12 protein-coding genes are annotated in these 19,328 nt (G+C 43.0%); 6 read left to right on the top strand and 6 right to left on the bottom strand.

Annotated elements, in window-relative coordinates:
- Positions 1-33: 33 nt before the first annotated feature.
- From COR50_RS17975 to COR50_RS17965, 3 genes are all read right to left on the bottom strand, one after another.
- Positions 34-6,129: an alpha-2-macroglobulin family protein gene (locus COR50_RS17975; RefSeq protein WP_098195274.1), complete on the bottom strand. Its 6,096-nt coding sequence runs from the start codon at positions 6,127-6,129 to the stop codon at positions 34-36.
- A 130-nt stretch (positions 6,130-6,259) separates the two neighbouring features.
- Positions 6,260-7,363, bottom strand: coding sequence for an L-dopachrome tautomerase-related protein (locus COR50_RS17970; RefSeq protein WP_098195273.1), 1,104 nt, complete (start codon positions 7,361-7,363; stop codon positions 6,260-6,262).
- 74 nt (positions 7,364-7,437) lie between these two features.
- The gene (locus tag COR50_RS17965) at positions 7,438-7,773 is read right to left on the bottom strand and encodes a winged helix-turn-helix transcriptional regulator (protein ID WP_098195272.1); all 336 of its coding nucleotides are present in this window, start codon (positions 7,771-7,773) and stop codon (positions 7,438-7,440) included.
- An 84-nt stretch (positions 7,774-7,857) separates the two neighbouring features.
- On the opposite strand from COR50_RS17965, the gene COR50_RS17960 reads away from it, so the two are divergent.
- A complete protein-coding gene (locus tag COR50_RS17960; protein ID WP_098195271.1) occupies positions 7,858-8,601 on the top strand; it encodes a glucose 1-dehydrogenase in 744 nt (247 codons plus the stop codon).
- A 16-nt stretch (positions 8,602-8,617) separates the two neighbouring features.
- On the top strand, positions 8,618-9,139 hold the full coding sequence (locus COR50_RS17955; RefSeq protein WP_098195270.1) for a GNAT family N-acetyltransferase: 522 nt from the start codon (positions 8,618-8,620) through the stop codon (positions 9,137-9,139).
- A 589-nt stretch (positions 9,140-9,728) separates the two neighbouring features.
- On the opposite strand, the gene COR50_RS17950 is transcribed toward COR50_RS17955, so the two are convergent.
- Together COR50_RS17950 and COR50_RS17945 are read right to left on the bottom strand one after the other, a co-directional pair.
- The gene (locus COR50_RS17950; protein WP_098195269.1) at positions 9,729-10,472 is read right to left on the bottom strand and encodes a dienelactone hydrolase family protein; all 744 of its coding nucleotides are present in this window, start codon (positions 10,470-10,472) and stop codon (positions 9,729-9,731) included.
- A 149-nt stretch (positions 10,473-10,621) separates the two neighbouring features.
- The gene (locus COR50_RS17945; RefSeq protein ID WP_198405693.1) at positions 10,622-11,434 is read right to left on the bottom strand and encodes an alpha/beta fold hydrolase; all 813 of its coding nucleotides are present in this window, start codon (positions 11,432-11,434) and stop codon (positions 10,622-10,624) included.
- 631 nt (positions 11,435-12,065) lie between these two features.
- On the opposite strand from COR50_RS17945, the gene COR50_RS17940 reads away from it, so the two are divergent.
- From COR50_RS17940 to COR50_RS17925, 4 genes are all read left to right on the top strand, one after another.
- A complete protein-coding gene (locus COR50_RS17940; protein ID WP_098195267.1) occupies positions 12,066-12,479 on the top strand; it encodes a hypothetical protein in 414 nt (137 codons plus the stop codon).
- Positions 12,480-12,660: 181 nt separating this feature from the next.
- Positions 12,661-13,749: an efflux RND transporter periplasmic adaptor subunit gene (locus COR50_RS17935; RefSeq protein WP_098195266.1), complete on the top strand. Its 1,089-nt coding sequence runs from the start codon at positions 12,661-12,663 to the stop codon at positions 13,747-13,749.
- Between the two features lie 27 nt (positions 13,750-13,776).
- Positions 13,777-16,962: an efflux RND transporter permease subunit gene (locus tag COR50_RS17930; protein WP_098195265.1), complete on the top strand. Its 3,186-nt coding sequence runs from the start codon at positions 13,777-13,779 to the stop codon at positions 16,960-16,962.
- On the top strand, positions 16,937-18,370 hold the full coding sequence (locus COR50_RS17925; protein WP_098195264.1) for a TolC family protein: 1,434 nt from the start codon (positions 16,937-16,939) through the stop codon (positions 18,368-18,370). The genes COR50_RS17930 and COR50_RS17925 overlap by 26 nt, the downstream gene beginning before the upstream one ends.
- Positions 18,371-18,768: 398 nt before the next feature.
- Here the strand turns inward: COR50_RS17925 and COR50_RS17920 are convergent, their stop codons facing one another.
- Positions 18,769-19,164, bottom strand: a complete 396-nt coding sequence (locus COR50_RS17920) for a SnoaL-like domain-containing protein (protein WP_098195263.1) — start codon at positions 19,162-19,164, stop codon at positions 18,769-18,771.
- Between the last annotated feature and the right edge of the window lie 164 nt (positions 19,165-19,328).

The raw sequence follows: 19,328 nt of genomic DNA, 5'->3' as shown, positions 1-19,328 counted from the left end.
TACCGCGGGGAATTGCTCCCGGTTGATACCCAGTTACTGGGATAGGTTTTGAGGGTTGATCGAGAATGTGCTTACCTGTCCATATGCATTCATCCAAGGTTGGTACATGCACTCAAGTTGTGTTGGTCCACAGGAAAATGTTCCGTTTTGAGCAACTTTCATTTCATAATCAATATGATGTTGTCCCCTTTCAATTTGATCCACAAAGATATCGACACCGTTATCTTTGTTAGATTGATAATAACCGAAAGATTGGCCATATCTATATCCGCTCAAAACATTCCCGGGCTCAAAAGCTGCTAACCTAGGATCGAAAATATGTACAAATTTTAGTGTTTTCTCCGTGGTAATTTCTAGGCTCACCTTAATCTTATCGCCTGTTTTCAACAGGGTATTATCTTGAATAGGTATCCATGTTTGCCCATCCGATTTATAGTAGGATTTATGAATTTGAATGCCGGTATTGCCAGGGGAGATGTCTTTAGCCGGCAGGAAGTAGTACCATGTAACGATACCTGTAGTTGCCTTAGTCCCTGAACTCATTGAAAAATTATCGGGAAGCTTTTCCAATGGAATGAAATCCTGGTTATGGCCATATAATGGGTGATCTGATAAATGGAATTGCCTTTGTTCCAGTTGAACATTTAAAGATTGTTCTTCACCCATGCTTTTGCCTTGTCCCTCATTAAGAATCCGGATTGCCGCAGCGGTTGCCTTGGTCGTTTGCCAATGTTCTTGCTGACGGTTTTGTAATAACCATTTAGAAACACCTTCCGTCAATTCCTTGTAGTTGTCTTTCCAACGGATGGCCTCGAATATCGAAGCAAGGTTTTCCTCGCTCGTATTTTGCATTTCGACGTTGTCTGAGAATGCTTTCCACCGGGTGCCATTTTCATCCGAGATGGCTAAGTTTTGAATGATATCCAGTTGTTTAAAAGCTTTCGAACGGAGTTCTCCCTGCGTATTAGAAATCTGCATGGTGGCCGTAACGAGTTGGGCTTGTACGTCAATGGCTTTACCAGCAATATGTTTCCAGCAAGAATCTAAAGCTGTATTGACCCTTTCACTGGTTCCCGGCATGGTTGTCCAATATTCTTTCCAATAAGACAAAGTATACAAAAGATAAATATCCTGATCGCGCGGGTGTTGTTCGAATTCGTTGAGACAGTATCGAATTAATGAATTCAATAATTGCATATGAGCCTTGTTTTTCAAAATATCCTCCAGTTTGCCGGTATTTTTCATTTGTCCGAATCCAGCGAGTATATAATTTGAAATATACCGGTTGCTTACACCTCCTTTAAACCATGACAGGCCACCATCCGCATTTTGCAAATCTTTTAACTGGCCAAGCAGTTGTTCCATTTCGTTACGGTTATCCAGTGTGTCAAGTATTTTGATTAAATCCTGTGCCTGCTTGTTAGATTGGTTAGTTAAGGACAGCCAGGGAGCCGTAAAGGATGAACGGGGCGCTGCTGTCACGGAAGAATCGAAGCGCATCTCGGAGCTGGCTTTTTCGTAAGTATTTTGTAATAAAGTATCTGCTCGCATTAGCTGGTAAGCGGTATACCTTGCCCGGAACTTATTGAAAGTTTGTTCTGCACAATTGTAGCTGTAATGGGCTAACCATGGTAATGCATTTAATAGCGCGATAGGGGGTTGAGGTTGAATCGCAATATTAGCGCCATACAAGGAAGCATTAGCAGGGAGGCTGATGGGCTTGAAGATACTGGCTGTGCCTGCCGATAAGCTTATTGTCTGTCCCTGTTTTACCAATATGTTTGTATTCAACACCGGGATAATATGTTCTTCCGCATCGCCAATGGATCCACTACGGGCAGATAATATGATTTTTAAAGGGTTAGTTTGCTCATTAGGTATTTTTAAGTTGAAGGAAACGTAGGTATTCCCCCGTTTCTCAACCCTGAAATCTTGTTTGAAATTTTTTAAGAGAGTGCCTGTTAAATCTTTTCCCGTAACGGCATCTTCGATTGTACAAGATGCATAGCCTTCCATGTCGAGACTATCTAAGTTGCTGATACGGCTTTGTAACCATATTTGATCTCCTTGGTAAAGCAGTCTCGGCATATTGGGTTGGATCATCAGGTTAAGCCGCGATTGTAGCTTTCTTTCGAGGTATGCGAAGGCGGATTTTTTTGTATGTGCCAGCATCTTCCAGTTCCATTCGGTGGCCGATTCCGGCATGGAAAATTGTAAAGTATAATACCCGTCTTTATCCGCATACACATTGGGAAAGAAGAAGGCGGTTTCATTAAAATTCTTGCGTATCTTAACGGGTTGTTCCTCCGGCTTAGGAAGTTTAACCTTTCCTTTCGTGCTTAACAATATTACCCCGTTTGAAGCCCTGGAGCCATATAGAGCGGTAGCTTCGGCTCCTTTTAATATTATAACGTCGGAAATATACCCCGGTTCAAATTTATCAAATCGTCCTTTGTACACATCCCCGTCAAGTATCACCAGTCCATTTCCCGGCGGGGCACCCGGCATTGCTCCCCCGCGAATTTGAACTATTCCGGCTGCGGTGGCATTCATGCGGGATACGCTGTAGTTTTTTTGCAAACCTGGAATCATGCCATTTAATAAGGAGCTGATATCAACTATTCCATCTTTGTCGAAGTCCATATCTCCCCCGATAAACTGGCTATATTTAATAGGATAAGTCCAATGATTATAAGCGTTATAAGAATGTCGATAGTTTGTATTAGGAACTTCCCACTTGTGGGTGCTTAATTTATCCAGGCTGGCATCATATAAAGTCGTTAATAATTCACTGGCAACGTTTTTTCCATCAGATTTAACGCTGAGTTGAAATACTTCCTTGGCTCCGGGCACCATAACTTGCCTGTATTTCTCTATAATAATCTCCGGTATTTCCCTGGGATTATTTAAATATATAGTCTCGAATTGATTTTGGTAAATTTGGTCTTGAATCAAATGCCTGCTTACATTCATTTGCCCGCCGGAAACATCTGTAGGAATCTTGAATTGCCATGCATATAAACCCTCTTTTTCGTGAATGTATTGATAAAGAGTTTGCAATCTTTTCTTCTTGTTACTATAATAATCAATTTGATATACCGCGTAACGATCCTTTTTACCGGAATGATACCAGGTGATCGTATCTCCGTTTTTCAGAAGATTAATTTTTAGATAATGAACCTCTTCTATTGCCGGGGCTAGATTTTTCTCAAGATCAAATAATGTAAAGCTGAAATTTTCTTGCCCGATAGTTCTACCATTTTCTCGCACGCTGGCCTTTAATTTGAATCGTCCTACGCTGAATAATTGTGGCGGGATATCTAAGTGGCTGGCGTTCGACAAATCCACTGTTGTTTCATAAATAAGTTCATCCGGTATGTTGCAGCTATCCTTAGCAAATTCCGGGAACCATTTGTACCATTCTTCCGGGCTGAAATACCATTGATCAACTTCGGGCATCCTATCATTAACCGCATCAAGGGTACAATGAATCTTATAAAGTTGAACATGGACTTTTTTGTAAAGTTTACCTTCAAACGCAGCGTGTGTCTCCAATTTTGGCAGGCTGAATTTTCTAATATCGTTATAGGAATTTACAGGGAATTTAATACTGATAGGCAGGGAGGATATACTGAAGTTATCAATAGCATCGGCACTTTCACCGTTTTTGTCGATGGCTGTAGCGGAAATTTGATAATTATAATTCCAAAATACAGAATCGGGAAGAGCTGTCCGCGATAAAAAACTATCCAACATTTTTACGCTTACCGTTCCTGCTGCATTTGTAAATAAAGTATCATTTCTTATGAGATCTGAAGAATACTTTGTTTCAGAAATAGTGCCGACTTTTGAAATTTTGGGAACATTCCCGCTCCTTGACACTTGGATATGGATAGGTGTGTTATCAATTTTTGCACCACTTAGCGATCTCACATTAATTTTAAATTCGAAAGCCTCACCCGGAAGGGTATATTTAGTGGGTTGTTTAATTGATATGTCCAAGCTTGGACGCTTGTATGCTTCAACCTGGAAATTTCCGTTTCCATAAATGTACGAGTAGTCACAGTCAATGTGCCATTCCCCCGTTGCTGCATTTTTGGGTATTTTAAAACTACCGTGGAAACTGCCGAAATCATTGATAGTATAAACGATTGAATCAACCTGGTTATTGAATGGATCCATTAACTGTAATAAATTCCCATCATAACTTTTTACTTCATTCAAGAATTTTCTGAATTGAGCTTTGCCAAGGTTTTCCGGCGTGGCAATCATTGTTTGCCCGGTGGTTGGGTTTTTAACTAAGAATATAGCTTTAAATTGTACTTCCTGCCCAGGCCTGTAGATACCGCGATCTGTAAATATTTTTATTTCGAGTTGATCATCATAGTATTCTGAAAGATTGTCATAGTCATCTTTGTTGTAAGTATCCCCATTTCTATAGGCATGAGGTGAATAGGAAGTCATATCATAGCTTAAGGTATCGGACTGGTAGCAGATAACATATTTGGCTTGTTTAATATCCCGATCGATTTCTACCGCCCCGGATTGTTTCACCTCTTTGAACTTTTTCGAAATAGATCCATTTTTGACAAGATGTATCCTGGCGCCGGTTAACGGTTGACCCGTACCCTGATCTAGTACAAATATCTTTTCATGGTTATTCATTACAGCGATGTTGCTGATAACAAATGGAACACTGTAAATATAGTCATTGGTATCATCTAACGGGGAAGCGCTAAAAAACAGCCGGTAATGTCCGGCCTTCAAGGCAGGAATTTTCAAATAGACAGCATGTTGATTATAGTCAGTTGATGGTGGTAGTTTGAATGCGCCTTTGTTTTGAATATTTAAATCTTTATATTTTTTATATACTTGCTGATCTTCTTCCCAAATTGACGTGGCTGCTACCTGGTAGTATATCGTGTCGGTATTTTTATATAACACCTTTATAGGAATATCTTTACCGGGTAATAATTGATGTTTTAGGTATACTGATGCTTTGGAGGATTTAATCGCCCGCGATAATTGTTGTAATATTTTTTCTAAAGTCGGAAATGTATGAACCAGGTCTTTATTTTCCCCGTATAAATGGAGGGCGTCACTTAAAAAGGATTTACATTCATCCTGTATATTTATTTTTTCGGAGTAATTTACATAGAGATATTGATTGCCCAGTTCATAAAGAATTTTGCAAGATTGAGCAATATCATATGCCTTTCGCATATTATAAGGTGAGCTAATTTCTTGATTGAGGAAGTTTAAATACCTCTTGGCTTTGTTTTTATCATTACTAATATCCGAATTGTATAATTGTGCCCTGGTTAAAGCAATTAAGTAGGCTGTTTCTTCTGCATTGTCAGCATGTAATTGTATCCAATCGATGTAGCGTCTGAATATATCAATTTCCTTATCATCTTTGTATGCATGGCAAAATTGTGAAAGCTGATCGAAGAAATTTTGGGAAGGGAGCAGTAGCAAACTATCTCTTTCCTCTTGGTATTTATACAGGTTGCTACTTTGAAAATTCAGATATTCAATCCAGTTTGCCATTACGATGTCCTTAAGTTCCGGCTTAAATAGCAGTACTTCCGGATTTCGGAGCAACCAAAGTAAAGAGCTAGCTTTAGTTACTTTAGTGCTTATTTTCAAGGCAGCAACATAATTTTGTTTTATGATACTATCTCGTTGTATATTGCTAAAACTTGCATAATCGGTGGGTATTTTGTTGGACCTGTAAGTTAATATGTTGAATTTTCTATGTTGGGCAAATGTTTGAAGCCTCTTGGCTAATAATATATGTAAGATGGCTTTTAGCTTGGGTGAAGTATTGTGCTTGGTAATTAAAGTGTCCAAGATAGCGCTATTCTGGAAATAGAGCGAATCTTCTGTACGTATATCTTTTAGCTGAATGGATGCTTGGATTGTCCTGGCATATAATCCGTCATCGTCATGCTGAATGGCCCATTGCCGATTAATATTCAACTCGTTCCAAATATCACTATCGATTGATTTTCTTGTTATAGCTGCCTCGATGCTATCCATGGAAAAAGGAGTGGGCTCTTTTTGTCCGAAAATTGGATTTACAAGTAATAATATAATGATTGATATTACTAAGCTTCTAATAATCATAGGTTTATTGCTGATTTAATCAAATTCGTAGGAAATATTGTAATGATGATGCAAGAATTGGCTGAATTCAATAAAGTTGGATGAAATTTTTTTTCAGAAATATTTCACCTATCTACCCTGGTATTATTCATTATCTCGCCAACCTCACCTTATACACCGTATAAGGATATTCCGTTTTATCCAGCCCTGCATTCCATTGGGGTAAACGCTGCAATTGAGCACAGGTGAAGTATAGGTATCCATCATTGCCGATTCCGAACGAGTCGGGCCATAAAATGCGGCTATCTTTCACAAGGCGGTGTACTTTGCCATCGGGAGAGAGATACGAGATAGAGAAATCTGTAGAAGTGCTGAGGTAAATATTTCCGGAGCGGTCCGCAATTAAGCCGTGTGTAATGCCTACGGTACCCATATCTTCCACTTTGTCTTCCAGCGCTTTGGCAGCTATCGACGGATCCGCGAGGTAGCGCGTTTCGATCCTGAAAAGGTGCTCCTGGTTAATAGGTTTGAAATAAAAATATTTATGATCATGTGTTAAGGCTATTCCATTTACATGCGATCTGAATGGATGACCGCCGCGATCCCGCATTTCTTTACCGTTATATGCTAGAACAACATCGGGATCTGCCAGCGTGTAAGGACTTTCCCGGAGTACCGTCCTAGAATTACCCGAATTTAGATCCACCACTACGATCGCGGCGCGGCCCGGATCTGAAAGGTAAGCAAGGTTTTTCTGCACATCTACCCGTACGTCATTCAACCCGGCTTTGCTTTTATCTAGGTCCTCGAAAAAGTATACTTTCTCGACCTTATTATTCCCGGTATTGATCTTTACTAATTTGAATTGCCCCCTGGCTTTATTTTTGCCTTCGCCCAAGATGGAAGAACCCGGCGCCGGTTTGGAATCCAGTACCCAAAGATTATCTTCCGCATCCACGTACATATCCTGCACACGCAGAAAGCTGGTAGCATAGTTCCCGTTTGGATGATTCCAGTCTTCGTTTGGGTAAGCCTTAATTGTTCCGTTAGTTTCTTCTGTAACAGCCCATTTCCCGCCCCCGTCATAATTAGGGAAAGCCACGAAAACACGGTTTTCGGAATTTACGCTCAAGCCTATGGCCATGCTATGGTCAAAGCTTGCTACCGGAACCAGGTCGTCGCTATGAAAATTCTTTTGGGCATGCATATTCAGGCTAATGAGGATTAGGATTAGAATGACTGGAATCTGTTTCATCATCGGTTGTTTTATTGGATGCTCGGGGATATTAATCCGCTTATTATTCAACCAGGATCAACTGTGTACGATAATTATTGGGCCGAGAGAACGAATTTCCGGTGTTTCCTTCCCCAGTTGATCATCTCCGTAATAATCTTACCAAAGGTACGGCAATATTCTGTAGGCTCATATTCAACAAGAACGGGCATTTCATCGTAAACATTTCTTTTGACCAATTTGTTGAGTTCCATTTCCTTTAGCTCGCGGGATAGCATCCTTGTGGTAATGCCGGGTATGCTCCGCTCGATTTCCCGGAAACGGCGGTTGCCGTTGCAGAGCGAATTAATAACCGGGATGCGCCATTTCCCGCCGATAAAGTATAAGGTATCCTGCAAGGCGCGCAATTCTTCTGCTTGATTTCTTTCCATGATGAAATATGTTACCTGGTATCATAGGTGATACTGGTTACAAAAGTATATCATTCGCTGTATACTTTTGTAAAAATATTTGATATGAATTCGTTTAAAGACAAAGTTATTTTAATTACTGGTGGAAACAGTGGCATCGGTTATGCCACGGCCAAAGAATTTGCTAGCGCCGGGGCAAAGGTGCTCATTACGGGAAGGAGGAAAGAAGCGGTTGAACGGGCTGCCAAGGAACTAGGCGCTACCGCATTCGTGTCCGATCAGGCCAAGTTGCCCGATACGGATGCCTTATACCGGGAAATACTAAAGCAGTATGGTAAAATTGATGTGTTATTTATCAACGCTGGGATTACCGGTTTCGGTGGATTGATCGAGCAAGCGGATGAGACAAATTTCGATAGCGTAATGAATACCAACTTCAAAGGTGCTTATTTCATGTTGAGTAAATTCATTCCATTGCTAAATGAAGGCGCTGCTGTCGTGATACTATCATCGATCGTGGCGTCAACATACCAGGCCAATAGCTCGATTTACCAAGCCAGTAAAGCGGCGCTCAATTCTATTGCCAAAACGGCTGCTGCTGAATTGGCGGATCGAAAAATCAGGGTAAATATTGTTAGTCCCGGTCCCACGAGGACTTCAGTATTAACGAAGGCAGGTATGGATGATGCGGCTTCAGAACAACTATTTGATCAACTGGCATTGAATATCCCGCTTAAAAGAACCGGCACCCCGGATGATATAGCAAAGATGGTGACTTTCCTGGCTAGCGATGCCACCAGTTTCGTAACGGGAGCCGAGTTTGTCATTGATGGGGGCATGACGATTTAATGTTTACCTTTGAAGGATGAATGAGTTATCATTTAGGATTAGGAGGGAAGAGCCGGGAGATATTGATCGGATAGATTACGTTACACGCGCCGCTTTTGCCGGGGCGGCGCACTCCAGTAAAACTGAACATTTTATTTTGAAAGCTTTAAGGGAGCGGGGAGAATTGCACTTGTCAATCGTGATGGAGAACGAAGGCGGCCATATTGTCGGGCATGTAGCGGTATCTCCTGTATGTATTCCGGGGTTTGAAGGGCATTCATGGTACGGTTTGGGACCGGTATCTGTACTACCCGGTGTGCAAGGGATCGGGATAGGCGCTGCATTAATAAAAGCCGCTTTGAAGGAATTGAAAGGACAAGGCGCCGAGGGTTGCGTGGTTTTAGGGGATCCCGGTTATTATGCCAGGTTTGGATTTGTCAGGGATCCGGGTTTGTCTTATCCCGGTGTTCCCCCGGAGTATTTCCAAGTATTAAGTTTTGGCAAAAGGATACCCGTAGGAACGGTTTTATACTCGGAAGCCTTTAATGCCCGGGGCTAATGTTGATTTTTATCCAACTAATCAAAGACTTTCCATTCTTGACAAAGATCATCAATAATTTTAAGAAGAATTTCCTATAATTATAAGGTGCTACCCGGAAGCTGTTTATTATAGATTTCTAGCTAGTTCCCACTAGGAAGCCACCGTTGTTCGACCCCCTTTTTTCGTGTTATGGTCTTTAAATATTATCTAGCAATTACCTGGAATTCTCGCTAGTTCAAGCTCTTCCAAGCTCGGACTTTTCCTTGGGGCAATCTTCAACTGATAGAACATCTTGTTCGGCAGTATTTGGAATCTAACAATTGGCTGTTCTTGGTGCAAGTAGTAAGTACCATTTCGTTTCCGGTACAATTGTAAATGTCTTCGAATGTGGGTGGATCCGAGCTTGGAAGTTCGAACCAGCAAAGATTTTGTGCACCAGGTCAAAGCATTCAAAAACCAAATGCAGGTTTCGAATACCTGTTGGTTGGAAGCTCAAACCAGCAGGGGGGGTAGAATAAAGCAACTTGTAACTGCATGAGAAGTTAAATACCAGGTTGAACAAATGTCCTGGTTTCATGAACATGTTGTCTCAACCCGGTACCGTACATTATTTTAATACTTCATGCAAAAACATCAGCGTATGAGCCCAGGCTCTCTTGGCCATGATTTCGTTATAATCAGGTGATTCTGGATTCGTGAATGTATGTTTACAATTTGCATAGGTAATCATTTGCCAGTCGGCGTTGCCATCGTTCATTTCTTTAGTTAGGTTCGCAACTACTTCGGGTGTCACGCCACCATCTTCTGCACCGTTTTCTATCAACATTTTTGTTTTGATAGGGCCATTTTCCCGGTCGGCAGCTTTCCCTAAACCGCCGTGAATAGAAACGATTCCCACTACAGGAAGTGCGCCGCGAGCTGCTTCTAAAGCTCCCGTTCCACCGAAGCAATAGCCTATTACAGCTATTTTACCCGGTATAGCGCCCGCTTTTTTCAATTGTTCCAATGCTAAGGAAATCCTGTGTTGGTAAGCTTTAAAATTGCTTTTATAATGACCCGCTATCTTGGAAGCAGCGCCATTGTCGGCAGGGGTATTTCCTTCGCCGTAAATATCTGCCACGAAGGCAATGTATCCTTCTTTTTCTAATGCTATGGCGGCATTTCTGGCTTCGTCGTCGATGCCTTTCCAGGCTGGGAGGATCAAAACGCCGGGTAAATTTTTGCCCGCATTGGAGGTAACCAGGCCATTTAATTGTTGATTACCGTCTTTGTAGCTCACTGTTTTTAGCTGTTGGGCTTGAGCTGAAAGCCCAGTAAATAGTGCTGCCACGATTAAAAGTATTTTATTCATTATAATAGGATTTATTGGATGTAGATATATGCACAAATTATATGCCCCAATCCATTTGGCAGATGGAGCTTTTACATGTTGTAAGCCTGTACAGTTAAATATATTGCTTAATTACCAATATTCCATGCCTTGGGGCGCTGCTACCCGGATCAATGGATGTGCCGGGTTTCGATAGCATCAAAAAAGGATTTTATGGCCTTATAAAACAGCTCAGGCTGATCTAAATGCAGCGCGTGGCGGGCACCAGGAATTTGCTCCACTGCCAGGTGAGGGTTCAATATTCGTAATTCTGTTGCTAAAATTGTGTTAACAACACCTTTATCTCCATATATCAGCAAGCCCGGGATTTTCATATGACGCACCAATTCCTTATAGTCTGGATTAGGTGGCCTTAATATATCCAGTGCATCCATACAGGTTTGCAAACGCGCCCTGGCAAATGTTTCAATTATATGCAGGGGCCGTTGCGGGTGCCGCCTTCTCCCATCGGCCACTATTTCTTCAAAGCTCATGGTAAGCATCTGCCGGTGTTGATCAAAAACATTGCTGCTGTAAACTTCTTGTTGCATCCGGGGACTTAAAAACGTGGGATCTGCCAAGATCAGCCCGCCGAGCATTGCAGGTTCCATGCCGGCCAGTACAGCAGCGGTCATTCCACCCATCGAATGACCGAGCAATGATGGTTTAGTAAGCTGCAAAGCATTTATTAAACCGTTAATATCTTCGGCAAGATCCCCGTAGCGGTACTTGCCGTTTGGTTGACTCGACAAGCCATGCCCGCGCGCATCCGGCATAATGACATCATAATCTTGTTCGAGTTTGCCTGCCAAATCGCTCCAACAAAGGCCGTTGGTCATTAAGCCATGTAATAAAATTAAGGGTGGTTTATTGCCGCCCGTCCTGGTATAATGTATCCTTATATTATTTGCTTCGCAGGTCGCAGAAATCCAATTCGTCATCATTTATTACAATGAAATTTTACGGGAATATAAACTTTAATAAGAATCCCAAAAATGGAAAATTATTTATAGTATCTTATTTTAATAAATCATTATTGTCCGACTAAATTTTAACCGGGGAGAACTTTTGATCCCTCAAAAGTTCGATTCAATGTTTCTCGGCTCGTTTCTTGTACTTTTTTGCTTGCCCAAAAAAGGTACCAAAAAAGGGCTCAAATTGGCTATTACGGCCTCCAATTTGATCGCTCGATCTGGCCTTTCTACTACTGTATGCCCAAGCTAACCTTCGCTATCAACGGTGCGAAGTTCCACGGTTCTCTTGGCGGGGGGTGAATGTATCATCCTTCACTTATATCCTTGACTAGGTAAGGAATTCAAGGACCTTTAAAGCATTTTTAGTCGGACAACAATGTTAATAAATAATGAAAATTACTATCACTTAAAGTGTGAATAGTTAATTTTTACTTTTTAAAGTTTAGTATTTCTAATTACGGCACAAGAAAAAGAATATATCCTAAACCTTTACTGGTTAAGAGTTTTGATTGGGTGTGAAATTTTCTTCATCAATAATTTAATGAATTTTTAAGCCCATCTTAATTGTAGTTTTTCTCAACTTGATCTAATTTGGCGGCCGATGAAGAAGCTGCTTGTCACGATTTTCCTTTCTGTAGGAATTATTCTATTGGGTGGAGATAGCCAACTGTATGCCCATATCTCTTGGGAGCATACCTGTTATTCTATCTTACATAAGATGGATGCGCCCATCCGTGACTTGATCAGGCATGATGCCGAAAACCTTCAATCTAATACAACAAACCGCCGGTTTTGGGATAGGTTAGATATTTCGGATAATGAGGATGATGAATACAAACAATATATCAATAGAAAAACTGCTACAAACCATCATAATTTAAACGCCCTTTTCGATGCTATGTTTGAAAAAGGGAATCCTGCCTTTATAAAAGATCCACTCAGTTTTTTCGGGGAGCATCCCGGTTCCAATTCCTGTCAATACCTGTATATCGTGATACAGGTGTTTAGGATTTGATTTAATGAAATCCTTCGGTGGGTAAGCGTTGAGCTTGCCTGTATTGGAATTTTTTTACCGTGTTTTTGCTTTCCACCGGCATTTTGCTCCCGGTGGTTACGGATACCTTTTGTTTTTAATCTACCTATCATATAACAAATAAATTTTAGAAAAATCCTCCTGCTTTAAAAGCAACATTATTATGAAGAGAATTGTCATGCTCATGGGCTTATGTGCCTTGTTGTACAATACAGGCTGCAAATCGGAAAAGGAAGAAGTGAAAGAAGGGGAAACCAATTACCTGGTAACCACTCCCCTTAAAATTGATACTTCCGTAGCAAAGGAGTATATCGCGCAAATCCGTTCGGTTAGGAATATCGAACTGAGGGCAATGGAAAAAGGTTACTTGCAAAACATTTACGTCGATGAAGGGCAACATGTAAAAGCCGGGCAAACGCTGTTTAAAATTATGCCTAAAGTTTACGAGGCGGAGATGGAAAAGGCTGAAGCGGAAGCTAATGCCGCTGAAATTGAATTGCAAAATACCAAGTCACTCGCGGATAAGAACATCGTTTCCAAAAATGAACTGGCCATGGCGGAAGCCAAGCTGAAAAAGGCAAATGCGGAATTAGCTCTTTCGAAGGTGCACCTGGCTTTTACCGATATCAAGGCGCCGTTCGATGGTATCATCGACCGTTTGCCGCTCAAGCTGGGCAGCCTTGTAGACGAAGGGGAATTGTTGACCAGCCTTTCTGATAACAGCCAGATGTTCGCTTATTTCAACGTTTCCGAACCGGAGTATCTCAATTATCAAGCTGCTTTGACCGGTAGCAATGCTAAAACGCCCGTGAACTTAATCATGTCCAACAGCCAGTTGTTCAAGCACCCAGGTGTTGTACAAACAATAGAGGGAGAATTTAATAATGAAACGGGCAATATCGCTTTCCGCGCCATTTTCCCGAACCCCGAAAGGTTGCTCAGGCATGGAGAAACCGGTAAAGTGCAAATGGTCGTATCATTAAAAGATGCCCTCGTGATCCCGCAAAAAGCTACTTACGAAATCCAGGATAAAAAGTATGTATTCTTGGTCGATAAAAACAATGTTGTAAAGTCCAAGGAAATTCATGTAATCGCGGAAATGCCGGATCTGTTTGTCTTGGGCGATGAATTGAAAGAGGGCGATAAGATACTGCTCGAAGGTGTACAGAAGGTGAGGGATGAGGATAAGATTACTTATAAATTCCAGGATCCCAAGCAGGTCATCTCACATTTAAGATTGAAAGCGGAATAGAGTCTATGAATGCCAAAAGAAATGTAAATGTTTAAGAATTTTATCAAAAGGCCAGTCCTTTCTATCATCATATCCCTGGTGATCGTATTCCTGGGAGTGCTGTGCATTACCCAGCTTCCCGTAACACAGTTCCCGGCTATTTCCCCGCCAACGGTTAAAGTTTCGGCGGAATATCCCGGGGCCAACGGCGAACTGTTGGTAAAAACGGTAATCATCCCCTTGGAAAGAGCCATTAACGGCGTTGCCGGGATGAAATACATGACTTCCGATGCCACCAATACGGGTGAAGCGAATATCCAGATCATTTTCGATCTCGGTACGGATCCCAACCAGGCGGCATTGAACGTACAGAACCGCATCGCCAAAGTATTGAATAAACTACCGCCCCTGGTAATCCGGGAAGGTTTGTTGACGAGCTTGGAACAACCGGCCATGTTGATGTATGTCAACCTTTACAGCAAGGATAAAAATACCGATGAACGTTTCCTGTATAACTATGCTGATATCAATATTCTACCCGAACTCAAAAGGTTGAAAGGTATCGGTAACGCGCGCATACTGGGTACACGGGAATATTCGATGCGTATCTGGTTGAAACCCGACCGGATGACTGCATACAAGATTTCTGCCGAAGAGATCATGAAGTCTTTAGGTGAACAGAGCTTGGAAGCATCTCCCGGTAAAACGGGTGAGAGCTCCGGTAAACGCTCGCAGGCTTTCGAATATGTAATGAAATATTCCGGGCGCTACAGCACCAAGGAAGAATATGAAAATATTATCCTGCGCTCCAACCCTGATGGGGAGCTGCTCCGGTTGAAGGATGTTGCTGATATCGAGTTCGGTAGCTTGTTCTACGATATTTATTCTAACCTGAATGGTAAACCTTCCGCGGCCCTGGTGTTAAAACAACTGTACGGAAGTAATGCCAGCCAGGTGATTAGCGAAGTAAAGGAAACCTTGGCGAAGTTGAAGAAAACTTCTTTCCCGCCCGGTATGAATTACGAGATCAGTTACGATGTGTCCAAGTTCTTAGATGCATCGATAGAAAAGGTAATCCATACCTTGGTGGAAGCCTTTATCTTGGTAGGTATCGTAGTATTCCTGTTCCTCGGTGATTGGCGCTCAACCCTGATCCCGACGCTGGCCGTACCGGTGTCCCTGGTCGGAACTTTCATGTTCATGAAGTTCTTCGGGTTAACGCTGAACCTGATCACGTTGTTTGCGCTGGTTTTGGCCATCGGTATCGTGGTGGATAACGCGATCGTAGTAATCGAGGCCGTCCATGCGAAGATGGAAGAGGATCACTTATCGCCGTATAAAGCAACGAAGCGGGTCGTACATGAAATCAGCGGCGCCGTTATCGCGATCACGTTCTTAATGGCGGCGGTATTTATTCCCGTGGCGTTCATGTCGGGCCCTGTAGGTATATTTTACCGCCAGTTCTCGATCACGATGGCAACTTCTATCGTGTTGTCGGGTTTGGTGGCGCTCACGTTAACGCCTGCACTGTGCGCGATGATCCTGAAAAATAATCATGGCAAGCCGAGGAAACGTACGCCGATTAACAGGTTGCTGGATGCTTTCAACAGGTGGTTCGAGCGGGTAACGGGTCGTTATACCAATCTATTGAACCGTATCGTGAAACGTCGCACCGTTACATTCGGTTTGCTGATTGCTTTCTGTGCTGCTACTTATTTCCTGGGTAGTACCGTGCCGTCCGGTTTCATCCCGACAGAAGACCAAGGTATGATCTACGGGATCATCCAGGCGCCACCGGGATCTTCGCTTGAAAGGACGAACGAGATCTCTGAAAGGTTGCAGAAGATCGCTGAGAAGATAGAAGGGGTGCAATCTGTTTCTTCCCTGGCCGGTTACGAGGTATTAACGGAAGGTACCGGCTCCAATTCCGGTACTTGCTTGATTAACCTGGAAGACTGGTCCGAAAGAAAGCAATCCGCGGAAGAAATCATCCGCGAGTTGGAAGAAAAATCCAAGGACATTCCCGGTGCAACGATCGAATTTTTCCAACCGCCGGCAGTGCCCGGCTACGGTGCAGCAGGTGGTTTCGATTTACGTTTGCTCGATAAAACGGGTACCAGCGATTATAAGAAATTCGAAAAAGTGAACAAAGATTTCGTAGATGCCCTGAATAAACGTAAGGAGCTGACCGCGATTTTCTCGTTCTACAGCGCCAGTTACCCGCAGTACATGCTGAAAATCGATAACGAGGCCGCGCAACAGAAAGGCGTCACCATCGCCAACGCGATGCAAACCCTTTCTACATTGGTCGGCAGTAACTACGAAACCAGTTTTATCCGCTACGGTCGGCTGTACAAAGTAATGGTACAAGCTGCTCCGCAGTACCGTGCCCTGCCGGAAGATATCCTGAAGTTATACGTGAAGAATGATAAAGAAGAAATGGTGCCTTTATCGGCATTCATGAAGATGGAGAAGATTTACGGGTTGAATGAAATCACCCGTTATAATATGTACACCTCATCGGCTATTAAAGGTTCTCCGGCACAGGGTTACAGCAGTGGCGAAGCCATCGAGGCGATTAAAGAAGTTGCCAAAGAAACTTTGCCCCGTGGTTACGATATCGATTGGGGTGGTATCACCAAGGATGAAATTGGCCGCGGTAATGAAGCGATTTACATCTTCTTGATTTGCTTGGCTTTCGTGTACATGGTTTTGGCGGCGCAATACGAGAGCTTCATCTTACCCTTCTCCGTCATCTTATCTTTACCGACCGGGGTTTTCGGTTCATTCTTCCTGCTGAAGTTGATGGGGCTCGAAAATAACATCTACGCGCAGGTAGGTTTGGTGATGCTGATCGGTTTACTCGGTAAAAACGCGGTCTTGATCGTGGAGTTCGCGGTGCAAAAGCACAGGGCCGGGGCCACGGTATTCCGTGCTGCCGTAGACGGCGCCAAGGTGCGTTTCCGCCCGATCCTGATGACTTCCTTCGCCTTTATCGCCGGTTTGATACCATTGGTTTTTGCTTCCGGTCCCGGTGCGGTAGGTAATAGTACCATCGGTGCCGCGGCGGCTGGCGGTATGTTGTTCGGTACCATTTTCGGCGTCATCATCGTACCCGGCTTGTATTATGTATTCGGATCGATCGCTGAAAAACGTAAACTGATCAAAGATGAAGAAGAGAATCCATTAACTGAATTAATTGACCATAATGTTGAGAAAATACATTTATCATAGCCTGGGTATTGCTTGCCTGGTGTTGTGTTTCACATCTTGTAAGATCCCCGGCATTACAGGGAAAACAGAGAACAAAACGGTACCTGCGAGCTATAACGGCTCGCGGGATTCTGCCAATATCGCGGCAACGAATTGGCGCGAATATTTTACGGATCCATACCTGGTAGCATTAATCGATACCGCCCTGCATAACAACCAGGAATTAAATATCACCTTGCAGGAAATAGCAATCGCCAGGAATGAAGTGAGGGCCAGTAAAGGGGAATATTTACCATCCGTAGGGCTTCGTGCCGGTGCAGGCGTTGACAAGGTTGCCCGTTATACTAGCCGCGGCGCCAGCGAAGCCACAACCGATATCAAACCGGGAAAGGAAATGCCCGATCCGCTGGGTGATCTTTTGATCGGCCTATATGCTAACTGGGAGGTGGATGTTTGGAAAAAATTGCATAATGCTAAGAAGGCGGCCCTGGGCCGGTACCTCGCTTCCGTGGAAGGGAAAAACTTCATGGTGACTAACTTGATCGCGGAAATAGCCAATGCTTATTACGAATTGTTGGCGCTCGATAATCAACTGGATATCGTTAAAAGAAACGTCGGCATTCAATCCAGTGCTTTAGAAATCGTGAGGGCGCAAAAGGAAGCTACGGAAGTGACCGAATTGGCCGTTCGTAAATTCGAAGCGGAAGTGCTGAAAACAAAAAGTTTACAATTCGATATACAACAGCAAATCACCGAAACGGAGAACGAGATCAATTTTTTGCTGGGTCGTTACCCGCAAACCATTGCTCGTGATAAAGATGCATTTAACACGGCCTCTATCGAGCAATTGAAAGCCGGGTTGCCATCGCAATTATTGGCGAACCGGCCGGATGTAAAGCAGGCGGAACTGGAGCTGGTCGCTGCAAAGTTAGACGTGAAAGTTGCCCGCGCAAGGTTCTATCCTTCCGTAGGAATTTCCGCCGGGATCGGTTACCAGGCTTTCAATCCTTCCTACCTGTTTAAAACACCGGAATCCTTGCTATACTCATTGGCCGGCGATTTGGCGGCGCCGTTGATTAACAGGAACGCCATTAAAGCCGCGTATTCCTCCGCGAATGCCAAGCAAATTCAAGCGGTATATCATTATGAACAAACTTTGTTAAATGCTTATATCGAAGTGGCGAACCAGTTGGCTAAAATCGGCAACCTCTCCCAAAGCTACAACCTGAAATCCAAGCAGGTCGACGCTTTAACCCAGTCCATCGATATCTCCAACGAGCTGTTTAAATCGGCGCGTGCAGATTATATGGAAGTATTAATGACGCAAAGAGATGCTTTAGAGTCGAAGTTTGAATTGATTGAAACCCGCAAAGCGCAGATGAATGCCAAGGTAAATATTTACCGCGCATTAGGTGGCGGATGGAAATAAGCGGATAGGATTTACATATATTCAACGAGTTGGTTCCCGGTGATTGCCGGGAACCAACTCGTTTTTTGTACCTATCGCAATTGGCCCGGTGAATGCTGTCAAACAACTTAGCTGAAATTATTTTATGGAATTATTTACACCCTGCATCTCTAAAACAAAATTGCTTTATCATTTCTATTGTTATCATGCAAAGTTATGCATGGCGCTGATTTAGTCGTGATGCAGTTTATATCAGGCCAGGATAAATAACTACCGGGGTCTTCAATAAAGGGTTAATTGATGTATCGATTTACTACTACACTACAGCACTGCTTGTTTTTACTTGCGGTGCTTTTTTTAGCCATCCTTGGACTCATTATTCAGCCGCCGTTGTGTCACTCACTGCATCGCCGGTAATCCTACCTGGCAGGAGCATCATAGAAAAAACGTTCCATGGTAATTTTACCGTCTGCCACCTTGTACATCATGATCTGATCCAACTGGAAACGCCCGATCCCTGCTACGGTAATGTCCTTGAACCTGCTGACGCAGAATATATTTCCGGCTACTATGGGCGCGCTGGTGCGGGCGCTATGTACGGTTGTAACCTTTTTAACCCAGTCCATACCTTTCTGTTTTACAGTTGCTTTCCCCTCGGCATTTTTAAAATACGGGGAGTTTTCCGGTTCTATACTTTCTACATCTTCAGAAAAAAGCTCGTCCTGGATATCGAACCATTGCTCTTTTTGAGCCAGCTCGTGAAACCTGTCCGCAATTTGTTGGGTCGATAGTTTTACTGTTGTTACCGTATTCATTTTGATAAATTTTTGAAATGATCGTAATTATTCCGTTTACGCCTGGTATAAGCATAAATCAAAATTACTGTATTGATAATGAAGGGAAGCGGTGAGATCTGGTAATTTATAGGTGTTTATTTGGACAATGGAAGGCTGTCTGCGTACCAGCTTTATAAGATAAT

Origin of the sequence: Chitinophaga caeni (genome assembly GCF_002557795.1) — a bacterium.
In the GTDB taxonomy this organism is placed as follows: Bacteria; Bacteroidota; Bacteroidia; order Chitinophagales; family Chitinophagaceae; genus Chitinophaga; species Chitinophaga caeni.
The sequence above is the reverse complement of the archived record's forward strand: the minus strand, read 5'-3'. Positions and strand labels throughout refer to the sequence as shown.